The following is a 21,492-nucleotide window of genomic DNA, read 5'->3' on the forward strand; positions in this document are numbered from 1 at the left end:
CCGGCGCACCGGGCCGACCGCCGGCCGCCACGACCGGGTGGCCGCCCGGGCCGTCCGGGGCCGGTCCGTGGGGCGGGGAGAAGGATCGTCGTCGATGTCCGACTCGTTCCTCACCCTGCTCGTGACCGTCCTCGCGGTCGTGCTGCCCGTCGTGCTCGCGGTCGTCGTCACCGTGTTCACCGTGCGGCGGATCCGGCGCGACCCCCGACGGCTGGGCAACGCCTACTGGCTGCTCGCCGCGGCGGTGAGCCTCGGGTGGGTGCTCGCGCTCGCCGGGTCGGGCGGCAACCCCGTGTTCGGTGCGCTCGTGCTCGCCGTGGTGCTGTCGCCGCTGATCACGGTGGTGTTCGCGGTGTTCTGCGTCCTCAACGGCGCGGTGATGCTGCGCCGGGAGCGTTTCTCACTCGGCAACTCGCTGTCGCTGCTCACCGGCCTGGCGATCATCGGGCTGCTCGTCGCGGTCTGGCCGGTGCTGGCGCTGCACTCGCTCGTGCTGCGCGCGCTGTGGCTGGCCTGCCTGGCGGCGGCGGCGTTCCTGGCGTTCCAGTTCGCCGCCTTCCTCGGCTACGCGCGGCTCTACCGGTGGCTGGTGCGCGACCGGCCCGCGGACTGGGTGGTCGTGCTCGGCTCCGGGCTGCACGGCAGCGAGGTGCCGCCGCTGCTGGCGTCGCGGATCGCGACCGGGATGGACGAGCTGACCCGGCGTGGGGCCGGACGGCTGGTGCTGTCCGGCGGGAAGGGCGACGACGAGCGGCTCGCCGAGGGCGAGGCGATGGCGCGCTGGGCCGCGGCGCACGGCGCCGACCCGGCGGTGCTGACCGCGGAGACCGACTCGCGGACCACCGAGGAGAACCTGCGGTTCAGCTCGGCGCTGGTCGGCGACGGCCCCGGGGTCATCGTGACCAGCAACTACCACGCGTTCCGGGCCGCGCTGCTGGCCCGGCGGCTCGGCGTCGACGCCCAGGCCGTGGGGGCGCCGACCGCCGGCTACTACTGGCCCAGCGCGGTGCTGCGCGAGTTCGTCGCGGTGCTGCGGGAGTACCGGGTGGCGAACGCGGTGCTGCTGGCCCTCGTCGCCGTCCCGGTGCCGCTGGTGCTCGTGCTCGTCGGCAGCTGAGCCGGCTGAGCCCGGCTCACCCGCCCGCGGCCGCCGGGGACGGCGGCGGCAGCGGCGGGCACTGCCGGTCCGACCGGTCCCCGCCGGTGCGCTTCGGCAGCGCGCCGGTGAGCAGGTAGTCGGCGACCGTGTCGTCGGTGCACGCGATCCCCGACAGCGACGACGAGTGGGTGTGCCCGCCGACGCCCTCGACCAGCGACGAGCCGGGGAAGGTCCGCCGGGCCTGGAGTGCGCCCTCGTAGGGGGTGGCGCCGTCGTAGGTCTCGGAGATCAGCAGCGGGCCGGTCCGCAGCGTCCCGGCGACCTTCGGTGCGGGCCCGGGCTTCACCGGCCAGTCCCGGCACGGCGCGTTGTACCAGGCGTTGCCCCAGGTCTCGAACGGCGCCTTCCGGTCGGTGGCCGTGTTGTCGCGCTTCCAGGTGGCCCAGTCGTGCGGGAACGGGGCGTCGGTGCACTGGGTGGCGAGGTAGACGGCGTAGTTGTTGTCGTCGGTGGGCGAGCCCGCCTGGTCGTAGGCGGCCTTGAGCGCGGCCGCGTCCTTCTTCGTGCCGGCGACGAACGCGTCGGCGACGGAGGTGTACTCCCCCACGTTGTAGCCGGCGCGCAGGAAGATGTCGGTCCACTCCGAGGACCCGATCCGCCCGCCCAGCGGGGCCTTCCGGAACTCCGCGGCGAGGTCGTAGAAGCGCTTCTCGACGGCGTCGCCGGTGGTGCCGAGGTGATAGGTGGCGTCGTTCTTGGCGACCCAGTCGAAGAAGGTCTCGATGTTGCGCTGGAACGCGACGTCCTGCTTCAGGTTGGCCCGGTACCACCAGTCACGGGGGTCGACGACGCCGTCGAGAACCATCCGGCGGACCTTGTCCGGGAACATCGTGGCGTAGACCTGGCCGAGCATCGTGCCGTAGGAGAAGCCGTAGTAGTTGATCTGCGGTGCGCCCAGGGCCCGGCGGATCAGGTCCATGTCGCGGACGGTGTCCTCGGTGCGCAGGTGCGCGAGCAGGTCGCCGCCGGCCTTGCCGCACGCCCGGGCGTAGGCCTCGGCCTTCGGCAGCCACGCCTTCTCGGCGCCGTTCTCCGGCCGGTAGTCGGGGCGGGCGTAGCCGCCGTAGTCGGCGTCGCAGGTCAGGGCGGGACGGCTCATGCCCACCCCGCGCGGGTCGAAGCCGATCCAGTCGTAGGCGGCGCCGGCGTTCTTCGGGACGGCGCCGCCGAGCCGGGACAGGCCCAGCCCGGGGCCGCCCGGGCCACCGGGGTTCACCAGCACGACGCCCTGGTACTGCGCCTGCGGCACGGTGTGCCGGATCCGCGACACCGCGATCTCGATCTTCTTGCCGGCGGGCTGCGCGTGGTCCAGCGGGACCTTCAGGAAGCCGCACTCGGCCTTGGCCTGCTGCAGCGACGGGCTCGTGCACGGACCCCACGTGATGCCCTGCCCCGGCGGCGGCGGCGCGGGCGCGGCCAGGGCCGGCCCGGCCGTCCCGAGCGTCACCCCGACGGCGACGAGCAGCGTGATGATCGTCCTGCGCACCGGCTCCACCTCTCCGGGCGCACGCGCCCGCCCCCCGACCGAGAGGCAGACGTTGCCATTGGCAACGCTGTGTCCACAATCGCCACGCCCGACGGTGCCCCGAACGGACCAGCGCGGGTCGGGACGGGCTCAGCGGCGTCCCCCGCAGCCACCGACGAGAGCGCACGCCGCACACAGCGCGGACGGCACCAGACCCTCGACGACGTCCGCGGCGGCCGCGGCCCCGCCGGCCGCGCGGGCGGTCGCCTTCTCCTCGGCGCAGCGGCGCGCGACCTCCTCCGACGAGGACACCCGCAGCACCGCCTCGCGCAGCGTCTCCGGGGTGACCGCGTCGGCGGGCAGGTGCTCGCCCACGCCGAGCGCGGCGATCCGGTCGGCGTTGCCGAACTGGTCCACCGCCTGCGGGACCGCGACCATCGGGACGCCGTGCCACAGCCCCTCGGTGCAGCCGCCCATCCCGGCGTGGGTGACGAACGCCGACGCGTGCGCCAGCACCGCCAGCTGCGGCACCCACTCCCGGACGGTGACGTCGTCGGGGACCGCGCCGAGGTCGGCCGGGGCGACGTGCGGGCCGGTGGCGAGCACGGTCTGCCAGCCGGTGCCGGTCATCGCCTCGACGGCGGCCCGCCAGAACTGCGGCCGGTCGGTGTAGGCCGAGCCGAGCGACACCAGCAGCAGCGGGGCCTTCGGCTTGGGCCACAGCCCCTGGTGCGAGCGGTCGCCGATGACCGGGCCGACGAAGGTGTAGCGGTCGCGGTCGACCCGGTCGAGCTCGGGCTGCATCGCCTCGGGGATCAGCGCCACCGAGCGGTCGGGGCGGCCGAGGAACTCCCGGTTCCCGACGCCGGCGCCGACCTCGTCCAGCCAGGCGTCCAGCTCGCCGCGCCAGGCGAGCCCCTCGGGGGTCTCCAGGAACGCGAAGGCCTCGGCCATGTCGGTCTCGAAGCCGTCCCAGGCCACCATGTGCGGGGACAGCTCCACCCGCGGGATGCCCCGGACCCGGGAGAACGCGTGCCCGGCCCAGCCGCTGCCGTCATAGCAGACGACGTCGGGGTGCTCGTACTGCAGCGCGTCGGCGATCTGGTCGTAGGCGGAGCGGGCCTCGGCGGAGAACAGCCGCATGGCCTCGATCCCGCCGTCGGGCCACTGCTCGCCCTTCGCCGGGTCGGGCAGGTCGGTGCGGATCCGCAGCGGCGTCGCCCCGGTCGCGGCGACGGCCTCGGCGAACCGCTCCGGGACCGGGTAGGTGACGCGGTGGCCGCGGGCGACCAGCTCGGCCATCACCGGCAGGTTCGGGTGGACGTGGCCGTGCGCGGCGGTGGTCGACATGAGGACGTGCACGACCCGAGTGTGCCTTGACCGGCCGGTCGCGCGCCGACGAGGATCACCGGAATGGCCCGGCTGCGCTGCGACGTCGTCGCCGACTCCCTCGGACTGGCCACCTCGGTCACGGTGCTGCTGCCCCAGCCGTCGCGGACCCGGATCGGCGCCGGGGTGCGCGACCTCGACGCCCCGCCACCGGTGCTCTACCTGCTGCACGGCCTGTCCGACGACGACACCGCCTGGACCCGCTACACCGCCGTCGAGCGGTACGCCGACGAGCTGGGGCTCGCCGTCGTCATGCCGCAGGTGCACCGCAGCTTCTACACCGACCAGGCCTACGGCGGCCGCTACCGCACCTGGGTGACCGAGGAGCTCCCGGCGCTGGTGGCGCGGTTCTTCCGGGTGTCGGCCGACCCGGCGGAGACGTTCGTGGCGGGGCTGTCGATGGGCGGCTACGGCGCGCTGTCCTGGGCGCTGGCCGAGCCCGGCCGGTTCGCGGCCGCGGCGTCGCTGTCCGGGGCGCTCGACCTCGCCGCGCTGGCCGCGGGCCCGCCCCGCGAGGAGGACCCCCGGATCTGGGAACGGATCCTCGACGGCGCCCCGGTGGCCGGCACCGAGGCCGACCTGTCCACCCTGCTCGCCCGGCTCGACCCGGCCGCGGCGCCCGCGCTGTACGTGTGCGCCGGCACCGAGGACCCGCTGCACCCGCAGTCGGTGCGCTTCGCCGAGCTGGCCCGGGCCGCCGGGGTGTCCGTGAGCACCGCGTTCGGCCCCGGCGAGCACGAGTGGGGCTACTGGGACGCCCGGATCCGCGACGTCCTGGACTGGCTGCCGCTGCCCCGCTGACCCGTCCCGGACCGGGCGCTGCGCTCCCGTGGTCGGCGGCACGGTTCCGCGACGCTCGACGACCGGCACCCGCGTCGAGGAGCACGTTCGCGCCCTCCGCGGGGCGGGAACGTGCGCCTCGGTGTCAGCGGGGTGCGCGCACCAGGCGCACGGGCTCGCCCGTCGCGGGGTGCAGGAGCAGGGCGTCGCCCTCGGTCTCGACGTGGACGGCCTCGGAGACCCAGCGCGCGACGGGCACGTTCTCGCAGCCGATCATCGTGCTGAGGCCCGCCGTCGCCCGCAGGGCACCGCCGTCGCCGAGGGTCCACTCACCGCTCTGGCCGTTGCAGCCGTCCGAGCCGGTCCAGGTGCCGTCCGGGGCGAACTCGGCGAACGCCCGGCCCTGCGCGGTGCCGTCGGCGGGCAGCCAGCGGACGCCGGTGAGGTCGGCGGCCGTGGCCGCGTGCGGACCGGTGGTGCCCGCACCGGCGGCCGTGGCGCCGCCGGTGCCGCATCCGGCCAGCAGGAGCGCGGCGAGGGCGGTGAGGGCAACCGTCCGGATCGTCACGCCCCAGGTGTACCGGATCGGAGCTCCCGGCCGCTCCCGCGGCGCGGCACCAGGCGCCGTCGTCGACCGCCGGGCCCCGGGCGGCGGCACGGGACCGGATCAGCTCCCGGGCTCGTCGTCACGGTGCGCGGCACCGATCTCGAAGGCGGGCAGGCAGACGGCCACGTACTCCGCGCCGTCGGGGCCGGGTGAGCTGTAGCGCACCCACTCCCCCGGCGCGGTGTGCACGGCCTGCCCGGCGGCGACGTCGAGCTCCCCGCCGTCGAACTCGACCCGCAGTGCGCCGCGCAGGACCAGGGTGTACTCGTCGAACTGCGGGGTCTGGCCGGGCTCGGCCCAGCCCGACGGGCTGCGCATGTGGGCGACCGAGACCCGGCCGTCGCCGGAGTTCACCCGCCCGACGTACTCGTCGATGGTCTTCGGCGGGGTCCCGGCGGCGGTGACCCGGCTGGCGTTCTCGATCAGCTTCGGCACGACACCATCCTGCCGCCTCAGCGCGCGGCGGGCGGCCGGGGTGCGGGCAGCGCCGGTGCGGGGCGCCCGTCCACCGGCTCGGCGGGGAACGGTCCGCCGTGCGCGGACAGGTCGATGCACACCGACCGGGCGGGCGGCAGGACGAGCATCGTCTGGTCGGCACCGGGCCGCATCGGGTGCCGGTGGTGCGCGGCGACCCAGCTGCGGTTGCGCCAGTGCCCCTCGACCCGGACCACGCCGACCACCTCCCGCGGTGTCCCCGCGGGACGACCACGACGGTACCTCGCGCGACCCGGCCGCCGGGAATACCCTGGGGGGGTATAATCGCTGCAGCCGGTGTCCACGACGTCGGGAGGTAGACGATGCACGGCGAGCCACGGGCGGCCTCCGCCCCGCAGGAGCACGGGACGCACCCCGGCGGCGGCCCCGGGGCCCACGGCAGCCACGCGGGACACGGGCACGCGGACCACGCGGCGGTGTTCCGGGACCGGTTCGTCGTCGCGCTGGTGCTCGCCGTCCCCGTCGTCGGGTTCAGCGCGATGACCGGGATGCTGCTCGGGTACTCGCCCCCGGCGTGGTCGGCGTGGATCCCCCCGGTGCTCGGCACCGTGATCCTCTTCTGGCCGGGGTGGCCGTTCCTGTCCGGCGCCGTCGCCGAGATCCGGGCGCACCGGCCCGGGATGATGCTGCTCATCGGCATGGCCGTGGGCGTCGCGTGGGTGGCGAGCCTGCTGAGCTCGCTCGGTGTCGGCGGGCTGGACTTCTGGTGGGAACTGGCGCTGCTGGTCGTGATCATGCTGCTCGGGCACTGGCTCGAGATGCGTGCGCTCGGGCAGGCGTCCGGGGCCCTCGACGCGCTGGCCGCGCTGCTGCCCGACTCCGCCGAGCGGGTCGGCGCCGACGGCACGGTCGGTACGGTCGCACCGGCCGACCTGACCGTCGGCGACGTCGTGCTGGTCCGGTCGGGCGCCCGGGTGCCCGCCGACGGCACGGTCGTCGACGGTGCCGCCGAGGTGGACGAGTCGATGATCACCGGTGAGTCCCGGCCGGTCCCGCGCGGCACCGGCGACCGGGTGGTGGCGGGCACCGTCGCCACCGACTCGGCGCTGCGGGTCCGGGTCGACGCCGTCGGCGAGGACACGGCGCTGTCGGGCATCCGTCGCCTGGTGGAGAACGCGCAGGGTTCGCGCTCCCGGGCCCAGGCACTCGCCGACCGCGCGGCGGCGCTGCTGTTCTGGTTCGCCGCGGGTGCCGGGGTGGCGACCTTCGCCGTGTGGACGCTGCTCGGCGACACCGCGCAGGCGGTCACCCGCACCGTCACCGTGCTCGTGATCGCCTGCCCGCACGCGCTCGGGCTGGCGATCCCGCTGGTCATCGCGATCTCCACGGCCCGCGCGGCACGCTCCGGGGTGCTGGTCACCGACCGGCTCGCGCTGGAGCGCACCCGCACCGTCGACACCGTGCTGTTCGACAAGACCGGCACGCTCACCACCGGCAGCCCGCGGGTCGTCGGGACCGCGGGCGCTGCGGACACCCTGGCCCTGGCCGCCGCCGTCGAGGCCGACAGCGAGCACCCGCTCGCCCGCGCCGTCGTCGCCGCGGCGGACGGGCGTGCCGTCCCGGCCGCACACGGGTTCCGCTCACACACCGGACGCGGGGTGTCCGCCACCGTCGACGGGCGGCCGGTCGCCGTCGGGGGTCCGGCGCTGCTGCGCGAGCGCGGTCTCGACGTGCCCGCCGAGCTGACCGGCGACGTGCACCGGTGGGGCGACGACGGTGCCACCGTGCTGTACGTGGTGGCCGGTGCGGACCCCGGCGAGGTGGTGGGCGCGCTCGCCCTCGCCGACGCGGTCCGCCCGGAGTCCCGGGCCGCGGTCGACGCCCTGCACGCCCGCGGCGTACGGGTCGTGATGCTCACCGGTGACGCGCGCCCGGTGGCCGAGGCGGTCGCCCGCGACCTGGGGGTCGACGAGGTGGTGGCCGAGGTGCTGCCCGAGGGCAAGGACGAGGCGGTGGCCCGGCTCCAGGACCGCGGCGCGGTCGTCGCGATGGTCGGCGACGGCGTGAACGACGCCCCGGCGCTGGCCCGGGCCGACGTCGGGATCGCGATCGGGGCCGGCACCGACGTCGCCGTCGCCTCGGCCGGGGTGGTCCTCGCCTCCTCCGACCCGCGCGGGGTGCTGTCGGTGATCGCACTGTCCCGCGCCGGGTACCGGAAGATGCTGCAGAACCTGTGGTGGGCGGCCGGCTACAACCTGGTCTCGGTGCCGCTCGCGGCCGGGGTGCTCGCCCCGGTCGGGTTCGTGCTCCCGCCCTCGGTCGGCGCGCTGCTGATGAGCTTGTCCACGGTCGTCGTCGCACTCAACGCGCAGCTGCTGCGCCGGGTGGAGCTGCGCCCGGACCGGTTGGTCAGCTGACCCGGGGTGGCGCCGTCGTCGCCCGGACCACCAGCCGGGTCGGGACCTCGACGTCGCCGGGGTGCTCGCCGTCCAGCGCGGCGAGCAGTGCCCGGGCGGCGAGCTCGCCCTGGCGGCGGACCGGCTGGGCGACCGTGGTGAGCTCGGCGACGGCGGCCGAGTCGTGGTCGTCGAACCCGACCACCGACACCTGGCCCGGCACCGCCACGCCGGCACGGCGCAGGGTGCGCAGCACGCCGACGGCGAGCTCGTCGGACATCGCGAACACCGCGGTCGGCATCACCGGGAGGGAGAGCAGCTCGGCGGCCGCGGCGTCGCCGTCGGCCACCCCGGCCCCGGTGGCGACGACCGGGCCGCGGGGCCGCCCGGCCTCGGCGTGCGCGTCGGCCCAGCCGTCGCGCCGGTCGGTCGTCGTGGCGCGGCCGTTGGCCTCGTCGGGGTCGAACGACACCAGCGCGACGCCGCGGTGGCCGAGCCCGAGCAGGTGCCGGACGGCGGTGCGGGCTCCGGCGCGGTCGTCGATGCCGATCCGCGGCCGTCCGGGCATGTCCCCGCCGAGCACGACGACCGGGATGCCCAGCGCGTCCAGCGCCGCGGCCTCGGTGGTGTCGATCGCCGAGGCGACGACGATCAGCCCGTCGGCGCGCCCGCGCACCGGCAGCGTCGCGAAGAAGTGCGCCCGCGCGTCCGGGTCGCCGAGGTTGTGGAGCTGGGTGACGTGCCCGGCCGCGGACAGCACGCCCTCCACCCCGGCGACGGCCTCGGCGAAGAACCAGCGGGTCGGGAAGCGGGCGAGCACGGCGACCGTCAGCGGCCGGACGGGGACGGAGTAGCCGAGGGAGGCCGCCGCCCGGCGGACGCGTTCGCGGGTGTCGTGCGAGACGGGGGTGCCCTCGCGCAGGGCGCGCGACACCGTCGCCGGGGAGACCCCGGCGAGCTCGGCGACCCGCCGGACACCCACCCGGCGTACGACCTCGCGCACCGGCTCGTCCGTCACGGGGGTCATCGTGCCCGCGCCTCGACAGCGGTTGCAACCGGATGAAACACTCTGCAACACCGCCCCGCCCCACGATCCGTACCCGGGAGCATCATGTCCGTGCACGAGCAGGACTGGTGGCGCAACGCCGTCGTCTACCAGGTCTACATCCGCAGCTTCGCCGACGGGAACGGCGACGGGACCGGTGATCTCGCCGGTCTGCGCAGCAGGCTCGACCATCTCGCCCGCCTGGGCGTCGACGCGATCTGGATCAATCCCTGGTACCCGTCGCCGCTGGCCGACGGCGGCTACGACGTGGCCGACTACCGCGCGATCAACCCGATGTTCGGCGACACCGCCCAGGCCGAGGCCCTGATCGCCGAGGCCCACGCGCGCGACATCCGGGTGCTGCTCGACATCGTCCCGAACCACCACTCCGACGAGCACCTGTGGTTCCGGCAGGCGCTGGCCGCGGGCCCCGGCTCGCCCGAGCGCGAGCGCTACCTCTTCCGCGACGGCCGCGGCGAGAACGGTGAGCTCCCGCCGAACAACTGGGAGTCGATGTTCGGCGGGCCCGCGTGGGAGCGGGTCGTGGCCCCCGACGGGACGCCGGAGCAGTGGTACCTGCACCTGTTCGACATCCGTCAGCCGGACGTGAACTGGGAGCACCCGGAGGTCCGCGCCGACTTCGAGGAGACCCTGCGCTTCTGGTTCGACCGGGGCGTGGACGGGTTCCGCGTCGACGTCGCGAACTCGATGGTGAAGGAGCCCGGGCTGCCCGACGTCGTCGAGGGCGTGAACGACGCCCAGGACGGCGGCCACCCCTACCTCGACCGCGACGGCGTCCACGACATCTTCCGGTCGTGGCGCCGGATCGGCGACGCCTACGACCCGCCGCGGGTGTTCGTCGCCGAGGCCTGGGTGCCGGACCCGCAGCGCCTGGCCCGCTACCTGCGCCCGGACGAGCTGCAGACCGCGTTCAGCTTCAACTTCCTGACCGCCGCCTGGCTGGCCGAGGACCTGCGCTACAACATCGACGACGCGATCGCCGAGAACACCCGGGTCGGCGCGCCGGCGACCTGGGTGCTGTCCAACCACGACGTCTGCCGGCACCCGAGCCGGCTGGCCCGCAAGCCTGAGGCCGGGCGCGGCTGGAACCTCGACGACGTGATCGCCCTGCCCGCCGACCCCGAGCTCGGCCTGCGCCGGGCCCGCGCGGCGACGCTGCTCATGCTCGCGCTGCCCGGCACCGCGTACCTCTACCAGGGCGAGGAGCTCGGACTGCCCGAGGTCGAGGACATCCCGACCGACCGGCTCGACGACCCGACCTGGGAGCTGTCCGGCCACACGCTGCGCGGCCGCGACGGCTGCCGCGTCCCGCTGCCCTGGGCCGCGGGCGAGCCCGGCTTCGGGTTCGGCCCGTCCGGGACACCGTGGCTGCCGCAGCCGGAGGTGTTCGCCCGGCACGCGGCCGACGTGCAGGAGGCCGACCCGGAATCGGTGCTGCACCTCTACCGGGACGCCCTGGCGATCCGCCGCGCGCACCCCGCACTCGGCGGCGGCGCGCTGACCTGGCAGGAGTCGCCGGAGGGCACGCTGGCCCTGGCCCGCACCTCGGACTCCGGCGACGGCGGCTTCACCTGCCTGGTGAACGTCTCCTCGGCGCCGGTGTCGCTGCCCGAGGACGCCGAGGTGATGCTGTCCAGCGGCCCGCTCACCGCCCGCGGCGAGGTCCCCGCCGACACCGCGGTGTGGCTGCGCCACTGACCGGCGCGCCCGTCCCGGACGCCCCCAGGGGGACTCTCGTGGCTTTGAGCGCTACGAGGGTTCCCCTCGGGGCAGCCCCCCGGGGTCAGGCCACGATCGGCAGCCCGGCGAACCAGACCTCGCGCAGCGTGCGCTCGGTCCAGCGCCAGACCCGCCGCGCGGCGACCGGGTCCAGTGCGTGCGTGGCGACCCCGCCCGCCACGCCCGGCCCGGCCGGTCCCGCCTCCGCGAGCCCGGCGAAGTAGCGCCCGCTGATCCCCCCGACCAGCGGCGACGCCGCTGCCAGCACGACCGTGGCGGCCCCCCGCTCGGGGTCGGTCCCCGCCGGGCCGGGGTCGGCGGCGTTCACCGCGATCCCGTCGCCCGACCAGCGACGCGCGGCCTCGACCGCGTGCAGCAGCGCCGCGCTGCGGGAACGGGCGTGGGCGAGGTGGCCGTCGTAGCGCTCGTCGGAGAAGTGCGGGTCCTCCGGGTCGAACGCCGCGTCCCGGTGGGCGGCGGAGGTCACGGTGACCACCCGCGCGCCATCGACCGCCGTGAGCGCCCAGTGCAGTCCCGAGGTGAGCGACGCCGGCCCGAGGTGGTTGACGGCCAGGTGCAGCTCCCAGTCGTCGACGGTGCGGGTCAGCGGGGCGCCGGTGACGGCCGCGGCGTGCACGAGCATGTGCAGCGGTCCGTCCCACAGGCGCACGAAGCGGGCGATGGAGCGCTGGTCGGAGAGGTCGAGCTCGCCGACGGCGACGCGCTCGTTGCCGGTGTCGGCGACGATGCCGTCACGGGCGGCGGCACCGGCCTCGGCGTCGCGGACGGCGAGGGTGACCTCGGCCCCGGCGGCGGCCAGTGCGCGGGCGGCCGCGAGGCCGACCCCGGTGGTCGCACCGGTGACGACGGCGCGCCGGCCGGTGAGGTCGACGCCGGCGAGCACGTCGGAGGCGGTGGTCCCGGCCGGTGCGGCCGGCAGGATGACACGGGAGGTGGCGGTGGTGGACAGCGGACGGGATCGGTCGGTCGTGGAGCGGAACAGCATGGCGTGATCCCTTCTGAGCACCGGGTACGCGGTCGGTGACGTCGTCGTTGCGTCGCCGTGTCCCGGGGACAAGTAAACGGAGGATCCTCCGTATGACTCGGGACTCTATCCGGAGCATCCTCCGGATCGCAAGACGTATCGTGGGATCGTCAGTCCCACCCGAGGAGGCACCGTCATGGGCACCAGCACACGTTCCGGCCTGCGTGCGGACGCCGCGCGCAACCGTGAGCTGCTGCTGGCCGCGGCCGTGCGCGCGTTCACCGCGGAGAGCCGTGGCGGCCCCGCCACGACCCTCGACGGCATCGCGAAGGACGCCGGCGTCGGCATCGGCACGCTCTACCGGCACTTCCCGAACCGGGACTCCCTGGTCGAGGCCGTGTACCGCAACGAGCTCGACCGGCTCTGCGCCGCCGCCGAACAGCTGCGCACCGAGCTGCCCGCGGACCGGGCACTGCGGGCCTGGATGGACCGCTTCGTCGACTACGTGATCACCAAGAAGCACCTCGCGGACTCGCTGCACGCACTCGTGGCCTGCGGGCACAACCCGTTCGCGCAGAGCCGCGAGCGGATGGTCGAGGCGGTCCGCCTGCTCCAGAAGGCAGGCATCGCCGACGGCACCCTGCGTGCCGACGTCGACGCCGCGGACGTGCTCGTCGGCACCAGCGGGATCTGCATGGCCGTCGCCGACCCGCAGGGCCGCGAGCAGGCCGGACGCCTGCTGGACCTGCTCGTCGACGGCCTGCGCCCGCGCTGAGCCCCGGCCCGGCCACCCCGCGTGATCGTCCGGACACGTAGGATCTCCCGCGGACGAGGGCCCCGGCCCGGACGAGCACGGAGGCATGATGGGTGAGCTGTTGCGCGGCGGAACAGGCGTCGCACCCGCTCCCCCGGCCGACCTCGTCGCCGCCCCCGGCTACGGGGCGCGCCGGATGTACCAGGCCTACCTCGCCGCCTGGAGCCGTCACGTCGACCCGGTGCTGACCGGCCCGCAGTTCGCGGTGCTCTCGGCGATCCGTGCCTACCCGGAGTCCGACCAGAGCTCGTTGGCCGGCGCCGTCGCCCTCGACACCTCGACGATGGCCGACGTCTGCCGCCGGATGGAGCGCCGCGGACTGATCGAGCGCACCGAGTCCCCCCGCGACGCCCGGCGCAAGATCCTCTCCCTCACCGACGACGGCGCAGCCGCCCTCGTCGAGGTCACCCGCCGGACCCGGCGCCTGGACGCGGAGCTACTGGCCGCGGTGCCCGACGACCGGCGCTCGGAGATCGCCGGTCTGCTCAACACCCTCGGCGCCCACTGGGAGGCGGTCGCGGAGCGGACGTCGTTGCCCGGCAACGACTGAGCCCGGCCGCCCGGGTTACGTCCCGGTTTCCCTTCCGGGTCGTTCGCACGAAAACCTTGCGTATCCGGATAGTACGTGCTCGGATTACTTCTCGTGCGGGCCACGTCACAGGCCCGACGGACGCGAGGAGGTAGTCGTGGCACCCAGCCAGTCCCTGGAGATCACCATCACGGGCGGCGGTCTCGGCGGGCTGACCGCCGCACTGGCCCTGCGCCGTCAGGGCTTCCGGGCCACCGTGCTGGAGGCCGCGCCGCAGCTCGGCGAGGTCGGTGCCGGCATCCAGACCGCCCCCAACGCCAGCCGGATCCTGTTCGGCCTGGGGCTGCGCCGGTCGCTGGAGCGGATCCACACCGCCCCGCAGGACCAGGTGCGGCGCCGCTGGGCCGACGGCTCGATCATCGCCCAGCTCCCGCTCGGGCAGCAGGTCGTCGACACCTACGGCGCCCCGTACTGGCACTACCACCGCGCCGACCTGCACCGGATCCTGCTCGAGGCCTGCCTCGACCCGGACGGCCCCGGCCCCGCGGTCACCGTGCACACCGACGCGAAGGTCGTCGAGCTCGACCGCACCGACCCGGACCGCCCGGTCGCCGTCACCGCGCGCGGGCTGCGCGTCGCGGGCGACGTGCTGGTCGGCGCGGACGGCATCCGGTCCGGTGTCCGCGACCTCGCCGGGTTCGACGACACCCTCGTCTTCTCCGGCGAGATGGCCTACCGCGCCCTGATCCCCGGCGAGCTGATCGCCGCGGACCCGGCGACCCGGTTCCTGCTCGACCGCTACCACTCCACGATCTGGTACGGCCCCGGCAAGCACCTGGTGCACTACATGATCCGCCACGGCGAGTACCTCAACGTCGTCGCGATCGTGCCCTGCACCGAGCAGGTCGAGCGCGACTGGAGCGCCCCGGCGACCGCCGAGGACCTCGTCGCCGACTTCGCCGACTGGGACGACCGCGTCCCGGCGATGCTGTCCAAGGCCAAGGACGACGTCTCGGTGTGGGCGCTCCACCGCCGCCGCCGCGATCCGGTCTGGATCGACGGCCGGGTCGCCCTGCTCGGCGACGCCTGCCACGCCATGCTCCCCTACCAGGCCCAGGGCGCCTCCCAGGCGATGGAGGACGCCGCCGTGCTGGCCGAGGAGCTCGGCGCGGTCGGCCGCGGCGGGATCGACACCGCGCTCGCCCGCTACGTGCAGCGCCGCGCCAAGCACGCGGGCGTCGTGCAGGACGCCTCGCTGCAGAACATGGACTTCTACCACCTGCCCGACGGCCCCGAGCAGCGCGAACGCGACGAGAAGCTGCGCCGCTTCCAGGGCGAGTCCGACGTGTCGTACGACTGGCTGTGGCGGGGCTCCCCGCTGAACGACCCGGACGACGAGTCCGTCACCTACCCCTTCGCCCGATAGAGGAGCACCGACATGCGTACCGGAGACCAGGTCGTCCAGGACCTGCCCTGGCGCTGGGGCGTCCAGGGGAAGATCTTCCTCATCGGCGGCCTCGGCTACATGTTCGACGCCTGGGACGTCGCCCTCAACGGCTTCCTCACCCCGCTGCTCGGCGTCGAGTTCGACCTCTCGACCGGCCAGCGCGGCCTCGTCGCGACGGCCAACCTCATCGGCATGGCCGTCGGCGCCGTCGCGTTCGGCACGATCGCCGACCGGATGGGCCGCAAGCGGGTCTTCAGCATCACCCTGCTGATCTTCGCCCTGTTCTCGGTGCTCGGCGCCTTCTCCCCCAGCTGGGAGATCTTCCTGGCGCTGCGCTTCCTGGCCGGCATCGGGCTCGGCGGCTGCATCCCGGTCGACTACGCGATCGTCAGCGAGTTCTCACCCCGGCGCTACCGGGGCAAGGTGCTCGCCGCGATGGACGGCTGGTGGCCGGTCGGCACCACCCTCGCCGGGCTCTCGGCGACGCTGCTCGTGCCGGTCGAGGGCAACTGGCGCTGGATGCTCGCGCTGATGGTGCTGCCCGCGCTGCTGCTGTTCTGGATCCGCCGCGGTGTCCCGGAGTCCCCGATCTACCTGGCCCGGACCGGCCGCGAGGCCGAGGCCCGCACCGTCATCGACGACATGGTCCGCCGCACCGGCGCCCCGGTGGAGCAGTACGCGATCACCGCCGCCGCACCGGAACCGACCACCTCGCGGCGCCGCGGTCTCGGCGCGCTGGGCGAGCAGCTGAGAATGGTGTGGGCGTTCAACCCGCGCATCACCGGCGTCGCGTGGTCGCTGTTCATCACCGTCATGGTCGTCTACTACGCCGCGCTGTCCTGGATGCCGTCGATCCTGCGCGCCCAGGGCATGGGCGAGGTCGCCGCGTTCGCCTCCACCACCGTCATGAACGCGGTCGGCATCCTCGGTGTCATCACCTCGGTGCTGCTGGTCGAGGTCGTCGGCCGCAAGTGGGTCATCGGCGTCGCCGGTCCGTGCGCCGCGCTGTCGCTGGTCGTGTTCTCGCTGGTCATGGGCTCGCCGACGGCGGCGGTCGCGATGATCGCGGTGTTCGGGTTCTTCGCCCTGGTCGTCATCCCGGTGATGTACGCCTACGTCTCCGAGCTCTACCCGACCGAGCTGCGGGCCTCGGGCTTCGGCTGGGCGTCGTCGTCGAGCCGGGCGGTCACCGGGTTCGTCCCGCTGATCTTCGGCAGCCTGCTGTGGCCGGTGCTCGGCCTGCCGCTGACCTTCACCCTGATGGCGCTGCTCGTGTTCGCCGCCGTGACGTTCATGGCCCTCGGCGCCCCCGAGACCCGCGGCCGCGAGCTGGACCGCATCACCGGCGACGAGCAGACCCTCGACGCACCGGCCGTGGAGCGGGTGGAGAAGGCGTGAAGCCCGCCGCGTTCACCTACCACCGGGCGTCGTCGGTGCGCGGGGCGGTCGACCTGCTGACCGAGCTGGCCGACGACGAGCCCAAGCTGCTCGCCGGCGGGCAGAGCCTGGTCGCGATGATGAACTACCGGATGGCCCGGCCCGGGCACCTGATCGACCTCACCCACGTGCCGGGCCTGGCCGGCATCCACCACGCCGACGGGGCACTCCGGATCGGCGCGCTCACCACCCACCGGGCCGTCGAGCGGGCCGACCTCGGGCCGGACTTCGCGGTCCTGTCGGCCGCGATGCGCTGGGTCGGGCACCTGCCCATCCGCACCCGCGGCACCGTCGGCGGGTCGATCGCGCACGGCGACGCCACCGCCGAGTGGTGCCTGCTGGCCGTGCTGCTCGACGCCGTCGTCGTCGCCGAGGGGCCGGGCGGGCGCCGGGAGGTCCGGGCGCGGGAGTTCTTCCTCGGCCCGTTCACCACCGCCCTGGACCCCGACGAGGTGATCGTGGAGATCGTCTTCCCCCGTCCCGCGCCACGCGCGGCGCTCACCGAGTACGCCGACCGCCGTGGCGACTTCGCCGTCGTCGCGGCGGGGGTGGACCTGGGCACCGGGGAGGTCGTGCTCGGCGGGGTCGGCGCCGTCCCGGTGCGGGTGCCCGACGCCGGCACGCCGGCCGAGGTCGCCGACGGTCTGGAGCTGCGCGACGAGGCCGGGATCCCCGCGGAGTACCGCCGCGGGCTGGTCCGCACCCTCGTCGCCCGGGCCCGCGAGGAGGCCGCCCGTGGCTGAGCCCGGATTCCGCCGCGACGGCAGCTGGGTCGGCGCGTCCGTCCCGCGCCGGGAGGACCCGCGGCTGCTCACCGGCCGCGGCCGCTTCGTCGACGACATCACCCTGCCCCGGATGTTGCACGCGGCGTTCGTGCGCAGCTCCGAGGCGCACGCCCGGGTGGTCGACGTCGACCTGTCCGAGGTCCGGCAGGTGCCCGGCGTCGTCGCCGCGTTCGACGCCGCCGATCTCGCCCTGGGCGACATCACCGCACTCCTCGACCGGCCGCTCGAGGAGTTCGTCCCCACCTCGATGCCCGTGCTGGCCGGCGACAAGGTCCGCTACGTCGGCGAGCCCCTGGCCGTCGTGATCGCCACCGACCCCTACGCCGCCGAGGACGGGGTGGAGGCCGCCGTCGTCGAGCTCGACCCGCTCGACCCGGTGGTGACCGAGGCCGCCGCGCTGGCCGCGGCCGGTCCCCCGGTGCACGACGAGGCCCCCGGCAACGTGCTCGTCGACGTGTCGCTGTTCGCCACCGAGGGTATCGACGGCATCTTCGACGAGGCGCACACGGTGGTCACCGTGGAGGCCCGCACCGGGCGGCAGAACGCGCTGCCGCTGGAGACCCGCGGCGTCGTCGCCGACTGGGACGACCGCGACGAGCAGCTGGTGGTGCGCACCTGCACCCAGGTCCCGCACCAGGTGCGCACGGTCCTGGCCCGCTGCGCCGGGCTCGACGAGAAGCAGGTCCGGGTCGTCGTGCCGGACATGGGCGGCGGGTTCGGGCAGAAGTGCGTCGTCGGCCGGGAGGAGATCGCCGCCGCGGCCGCCGCGCGGCGCCTCCGCCGTCCGGTGAAGTGGATCGAGGACCGGCGCGAGGCGCTGACCGCGAGCTTCCTGGCCCGCGAGCAGCACTACACCGCCCGCGCCGCATTCACCGCCGACGGGGAGATCCTCGCCCTGGAGTCCGACGTCGTCTGCGACATGGGCGCCTACTCCTGCTACCCGTTCACGGCCGGGATCGAGCCGCTGATGGCCTCGGCGGAGATGCCCGGCGTCTACCGGGTCCCCGCCTACCGGGTGCGCGGGCGCGCGGTCACCACGAACAAGGCGCCGACCGCGCCGTACCGCGGGGTGTCCCGGCCGCAGTACGTGATGGTGATGGAGCGGCTGATGGAGCGCGCCGCCCGCGAGCTCGGGCTCGACGCGCTGGAGGTCCGCCGGCGCAACCTGATCACCGAGTTCCCCTACCGCGGGGTCAACGCCATCACCTACGACCCGGGCTCCTACCGGGAGTCCCTCGACCTGTGCGAGCAGGTGCTGCGCGACGAGGGCTGGCCCGGGCGCACCCTGCCCGACGGCCGGGTGCTGGGCATCGGCTACTCCTGCTTCTCGGAGCGCACCGGCTACGGCTCCGGCGCGTTCGCGGCGCGGAGGATGCAGGTCGTCCCCGGGTTCGACCTGTCCCAGATCACGATGGACCTCGACGGCACGGTCACCGTCACCACCGGCACGCTGTCGCACGGCCAGAGCCACGAGACGACCTTCGCCCAGATCGTCGCCGACCGGCTCGGCCTGCCCTACGACAAGGTCAAGATCGTCCAGGGCGACACCGACCGGATCACCTACGGCTGGGGCTCGTTCGCGTCCCGCTCGGTGACGATCGGCGGGTCCGCGGCGGCCGCGGCGGCGGTGAAGCTGGGCGACCAGCTGCGTGCGCTGGCCGCCCACCTGGCCGACGCCGACGTGGACTCGGCCGAGCTCGACGGTCGCGGCGGGGTGCGCGCCGGAGACCGCACGTTCTCCTACGCGGAGCTGGCCGACGTCGCCTACCTGCGCGCGCACCTGCTGCCCAAGGAGGTGGGGCCGGGCCTGACGGCGACGGCGAGCTTCGACGTCGGCGGCGACGGCACGTTCTCCAACGCCACCCACGGCTGCGTCGTCGCGCTCGACCCGGGCACCGGCGGCGTGGAGATCCTGCGCTACGTCTGCGTCGAGGACTGCGGCGTCGCCATCCACCCGCGCGTCGTCGAGGGGCAGGCCCGCGGCGGCATCGCCCAGGGCATCGCCGGGGCGCTGTTCGAGCAGGTCGTCTACGACGAGCTCGGCCAGCCGCTCGCGCCGAGCTTCATGGAGTACAAGGTCCCGACCGCCGCCGAGATCCCCGACGTGCGGATCGAGCACCTCGAGACGCCGTGCGCGTTCACCGCCGACGGCGCGAAGGGTGCGGGTGAGGGCGGCACCATCGGCGCGCCCGCGGCCGTGCTCAACGCCGTCAACGACGCGCTGCGCCCCACCGGCGTCGAGCTGGACTCCACCCCACTGTCGCGCGCGGACCTGTTCGCCGCGCTGAACCGGGAGGCACCGTGACCGACATCCAGCTGGTCGAGCTGACCGTCAACGGGGAGCGTCACGAGCTGGCGATCCCGCCGCGTCGCACGCTGGCCGACGTGCTCCGCCACGACCTGGGGCTGACCGGCACCCACGTCGGCTGCGAGCACGGCATCTGCGGGGCGTGCACCGTGCTCGTCGACGACGCGCCCGCCCGCGCCTGCCTGCTGTTCGCCGTGCAGGTGGAGAACGCCGCGATCCGCACGGTCGAGTCGCTGTCCGGGCCCGACGGCGGGCTGTCGGACCTGCAGCAGTGCTTCGGTGAGCACCACGGGCTGCAGTGCGGGTTCTGCACGCCAGGGTTCCTGATGCTGGCCGAGGGCTACCTCGCCGAGGAGCCCGACGCGAGCCGCGAGGAGATCCGCGAGGTCGTGGCGTCGAACCTGTGCCGGTGCACCGGCTACCAGACCATCGTCGACGCCGTGGAGGACTGCGCGGGCCGCCGCCGCGCCGCGCTGCAGTCCGCACTGGACTCCGCCCCGCAGCACGCGACACAGTCCGCACCGCAGTCCGCACTGGACGGAGCATCCGCATGAGCCCGAACTCCACCGGTCTGCACGGGGCCGGTACCGACGCGACCTACGCGACCGCCGGGTTCGGCGCCGCCGCCCGGCGCGGGACCCGGCCCGCGGTCGTCGTCGTGGACCTGACGGTCGGGTTCACCGACCCCGCGCTGCCCACCGGCAGCGAACTGTCCGAGGTCGTCGCCGCGACCTCGACGCTGGTCGAGGCGGCCCGCACGCTCGGCGCGCCGGTGGTGTGGACGACGATCGCCTACACCCCCGCCGAGCTCGACACCCTGCCCTGGCTGGTGAAGGCGCCCGGGATGCGCTCGCTGGTCGAGGGCTCGGCCGCCGTCGGCTTCGACCCCCGGCTCGACGTCCGCGGCACCGACCACACGCTCACCAAGAAGGGCGCGTCGGCGTTCTTCGACACCGGGCTCGCGACCCTGCTCCGGTCGTCCGGTGTGGACACCGTGCTCGTGTGCGGGGCCACCACCTCGGGCTGCGTCCGCGCGAGCGCCGTCGACGCCGTCCAGTCCGGGTTCGGTGTGCTGGTGCCGCGGGACTGCGTCGGCGACCGCGCGGCCGGGCCGCACGAGGCGAACCTGTTCGACATCCACGCGAAGTACGGCGACGTGGTCGGTCTCGACGACGCGCTCGCCTATCTGAAGGGACTCCTGTGACCGTCACGTCCACCCTGGTCCGGCAGGTCCGCCAGGACGCGCTCGCCGACCTCGCCGACGTCCCAGCCGTGTCCCGCTGGGCCCGGCACGGCGACGTCGCGCTGCACGCCCTCGACTACGGCGGCGACGGCGTCCCCGTCCTGGTCCTGCCCGGCATCACCAGCCCGGCGGTGACGATGGACTTCGTCGCCCGCGAGCTCGTCGACCTGTGCCGCCCGGTGGTGCTCGACGTCCGCGGCCGCGGGCTGTCCGACAGTGGCACCTCGTGGACCCTCGACGACTACGCCGCCGATGTCCTGGCCGTGCTCGACGCGCTGGAGCTCGGCCCCGACACCATCCTGTTCGGGCACTCGATGGGCGCCCGGATCGCCGCCGTCGCCGCGACGCGACGGCCGGTCGGCGGCGCCGTGCTCGTCGACCCGCCGCTGTCCGGCCCCGGCCGCGCGCCGTACCCGACGACGCTGGAGGCGTTCCTGGGCCAGCTGCACGAGGCACAGCGCGGCACCGACGCCGACGGGGTGGCCCGGTCCTGGCCGCGCTGGCCACGCCGCGAGCAGGAGCTGCGCGCGCGCTGGCTGTCCTCCTGCGACGAGGCCGCGATCGCCGCGACGCACGCCGGATTCGAGTCCGAGGACTTCTTCGACGCGTGGCCGCACGTCCCGGCGCCGGTGACCCTGCTCCACGGCGCGGACTCCCCCGTCGTGCCCGCGTCCGGGGTCGCCGAGATCGCCGCCGCCCGGCCCGACGCCCGGCTCGTCGCCGTCCCGGACGCCGGGCACATGGTGTTCTGGGACAACCCGGCCGAGGCGCTGGAGCTGCTGCGCACGATGCTCACCGGGCTCCTCAGGGGCTGACCCCGCCCTGCCCGCCCCGCACCGGCTCCCGGGATCGGTCCCGCCCGGCCGGGGCCGGCCCCCCTCCTCCGGCGCCCGACCGGTCCCGCCCAGCCGGGGCCGGGCCGGCGCGG

20 protein-coding genes are annotated in these 21,492 nt (G+C 75.0%); 13 read left to right on the forward strand and 7 right to left on the reverse strand.

Annotated features, from left to right (window positions below; translation table 11 throughout):
- Positions 1–94: 94 nt before the first annotated feature.
- Positions 95–1,117, forward strand: coding sequence for a YdcF family protein (locus DMP15_RS24435; protein WP_083658732.1), 1,023 nt, complete (start codon positions 95–97; stop codon positions 1,115–1,117).
- A 16-nt stretch (positions 1,118–1,133) separates the two neighbouring features.
- Here the strand turns inward: DMP15_RS24435 and DMP15_RS24440 are convergent, their stop codons facing one another.
- On the reverse strand, positions 1,134–2,645 hold the full coding sequence (locus DMP15_RS24440) for an alpha/beta hydrolase (RefSeq protein WP_301549125.1): 1,512 nt from the start codon (positions 2,643–2,645) through the stop codon (positions 1,134–1,136).
- Positions 2,646–2,774: 129 nt separating this feature from the next.
- Positions 2,775–3,986 carry a macrolide family glycosyltransferase gene (locus DMP15_RS24445; RefSeq protein WP_301549124.1) on the reverse strand — a complete coding sequence of 404 codons (1,212 nt, stop codon included), beginning with the start codon at positions 3,984–3,986 and terminating at the stop codon, positions 2,775–2,777.
- 51 nt (positions 3,987–4,037) lie between these two features.
- On the opposite strand from DMP15_RS24445, the gene DMP15_RS24450 reads away from it, so the two are divergent.
- Positions 4,038–4,814 carry an alpha/beta hydrolase gene (locus tag DMP15_RS24450; protein ID WP_073576200.1) on the forward strand — a complete coding sequence of 259 codons (777 nt, stop codon included), beginning with the start codon at positions 4,038–4,040 and terminating at the stop codon, positions 4,812–4,814.
- A gap of 124 nt (positions 4,815–4,938) precedes the next feature.
- On the opposite strand, the gene DMP15_RS24455 is transcribed toward DMP15_RS24450, so the two are convergent.
- The 3 genes from DMP15_RS24455 to DMP15_RS24465 form a co-directional block, all read right to left on the reverse strand.
- Positions 4,939–5,361, reverse strand: a complete 423-nt coding sequence (locus DMP15_RS24455; protein ID WP_157818485.1) for an META domain-containing protein — start codon at positions 5,359–5,361, stop codon at positions 4,939–4,941.
- 99 nt (positions 5,362–5,460) lie between these two features.
- Entirely contained in the window at positions 5,461–5,835 is a 375-nt protein-coding gene (locus tag DMP15_RS24460; protein ID WP_073576201.1) for a cupin domain-containing protein, read from the reverse strand.
- A 17-nt stretch (positions 5,836–5,852) separates the two neighbouring features.
- On the reverse strand, positions 5,853–6,071 hold the full coding sequence (locus DMP15_RS24465; RefSeq protein WP_139282853.1) for a hypothetical protein: 219 nt from the start codon (positions 6,069–6,071) through the stop codon (positions 5,853–5,855).
- Positions 6,072–6,197: 126 nt separating this feature from the next.
- Between DMP15_RS24465 and DMP15_RS24470 the strand changes: the two genes are divergently transcribed.
- The gene (locus tag DMP15_RS24470) at positions 6,198–8,252 is read left to right on the forward strand and encodes a copper-translocating P-type ATPase (RefSeq protein WP_337826488.1); all 2,055 of its coding nucleotides are present in this window, start codon (positions 6,198–6,200) and stop codon (positions 8,250–8,252) included.
- Here the strand turns inward: DMP15_RS24470 and DMP15_RS24475 are convergent.
- Positions 8,245–9,249, reverse strand: a complete 1,005-nt coding sequence (locus DMP15_RS24475; RefSeq protein ID WP_217266904.1) for a LacI family DNA-binding transcriptional regulator — start codon at positions 9,247–9,249, stop codon at positions 8,245–8,247. The two genes, DMP15_RS24470 and DMP15_RS24475, sit on opposite strands and share 8 nt — an antisense overlap.
- Before the next feature lie 93 nt (positions 9,250–9,342).
- On the opposite strand from DMP15_RS24475, the gene DMP15_RS24480 reads away from it, so the two are divergent.
- On the forward strand, positions 9,343–10,995 hold the full coding sequence (locus DMP15_RS24480) for a glycoside hydrolase family 13 protein (protein WP_337826489.1): 1,653 nt from the start codon (positions 9,343–9,345) through the stop codon (positions 10,993–10,995).
- Positions 10,996–11,080: 85 nt separating this feature from the next.
- Here DMP15_RS24480 and DMP15_RS24485 read toward each other — a convergent pair whose 3' ends face one another.
- The gene (locus DMP15_RS24485; RefSeq protein ID WP_100879806.1) at positions 11,081–12,022 is read right to left on the reverse strand and encodes an SDR family NAD(P)-dependent oxidoreductase; all 942 of its coding nucleotides are present in this window, start codon (positions 12,020–12,022) and stop codon (positions 11,081–11,083) included.
- 175 nt (positions 12,023–12,197) lie between these two features.
- On the opposite strand from DMP15_RS24485, the gene DMP15_RS24490 reads away from it, so the two are divergent.
- From DMP15_RS24490 to DMP15_RS24530, 9 genes are all read left to right on the forward strand, one after another.
- On the forward strand, positions 12,198–12,776 hold the full coding sequence (locus DMP15_RS24490) for a TetR/AcrR family transcriptional regulator (protein WP_073576207.1): 579 nt from the start codon (positions 12,198–12,200) through the stop codon (positions 12,774–12,776).
- 88 nt (positions 12,777–12,864) lie between these two features.
- A complete protein-coding gene (locus DMP15_RS24495; protein ID WP_073576208.1) occupies positions 12,865–13,365 on the forward strand; it encodes a MarR family winged helix-turn-helix transcriptional regulator in 501 nt (166 codons plus the stop codon).
- Between the two features lie 136 nt (positions 13,366–13,501).
- Entirely contained in the window at positions 13,502–14,770 is a 1,269-nt protein-coding gene (locus DMP15_RS24500) for an FAD-dependent monooxygenase (protein WP_073576209.1), read from the forward strand.
- A 12-nt stretch (positions 14,771–14,782) separates the two neighbouring features.
- A complete protein-coding gene (locus tag DMP15_RS24505) occupies positions 14,783–16,189 on the forward strand; it encodes an MFS transporter (protein ID WP_100879804.1) in 1,407 nt (468 codons plus the stop codon).
- Positions 16,186–16,971, forward strand: a complete 786-nt coding sequence (locus tag DMP15_RS24510) for an FAD binding domain-containing protein (RefSeq protein ID WP_100879803.1) — start codon at positions 16,186–16,188, stop codon at positions 16,969–16,971. The genes DMP15_RS24505 and DMP15_RS24510 overlap by 4 nt, the downstream gene beginning before the upstream one ends.
- Positions 16,964–19,318 carry a xanthine dehydrogenase family protein molybdopterin-binding subunit gene (locus DMP15_RS24515; RefSeq protein WP_100879802.1) on the forward strand — a complete coding sequence of 785 codons (2,355 nt, stop codon included), beginning with the start codon at positions 16,964–16,966 and terminating at the stop codon, positions 19,316–19,318. The genes DMP15_RS24510 and DMP15_RS24515 overlap by 8 nt, the downstream gene beginning before the upstream one ends.
- The gene (locus tag DMP15_RS24520; protein WP_062400706.1) at positions 19,315–19,875 is read left to right on the forward strand and encodes a (2Fe-2S)-binding protein; all 561 of its coding nucleotides are present in this window, start codon (positions 19,315–19,317) and stop codon (positions 19,873–19,875) included. The genes DMP15_RS24515 and DMP15_RS24520 overlap by 4 nt, the downstream gene beginning before the upstream one ends.
- The gene (locus DMP15_RS24525; RefSeq protein WP_337826490.1) at positions 19,872–20,525 is read left to right on the forward strand and encodes an isochorismatase family protein; all 654 of its coding nucleotides are present in this window, start codon (positions 19,872–19,874) and stop codon (positions 20,523–20,525) included. The genes DMP15_RS24520 and DMP15_RS24525 overlap by 4 nt, the downstream gene beginning before the upstream one ends.
- A complete protein-coding gene (locus DMP15_RS24530; protein ID WP_337826491.1) occupies positions 20,522–21,379 on the forward strand; it encodes an alpha/beta fold hydrolase in 858 nt (285 codons plus the stop codon). The genes DMP15_RS24525 and DMP15_RS24530 overlap by 4 nt, the downstream gene beginning before the upstream one ends.
- Positions 21,380–21,492 lie beyond the last annotated feature (113 nt).

The organism is Pseudonocardia sp. UM4_GMWB1, assembly GCF_017312155.1.
GTDB classification, from domain to species: domain Bacteria; phylum Actinomycetota; class Actinomycetes; order Mycobacteriales; family Pseudonocardiaceae; genus Pseudonocardia; species Pseudonocardia alni.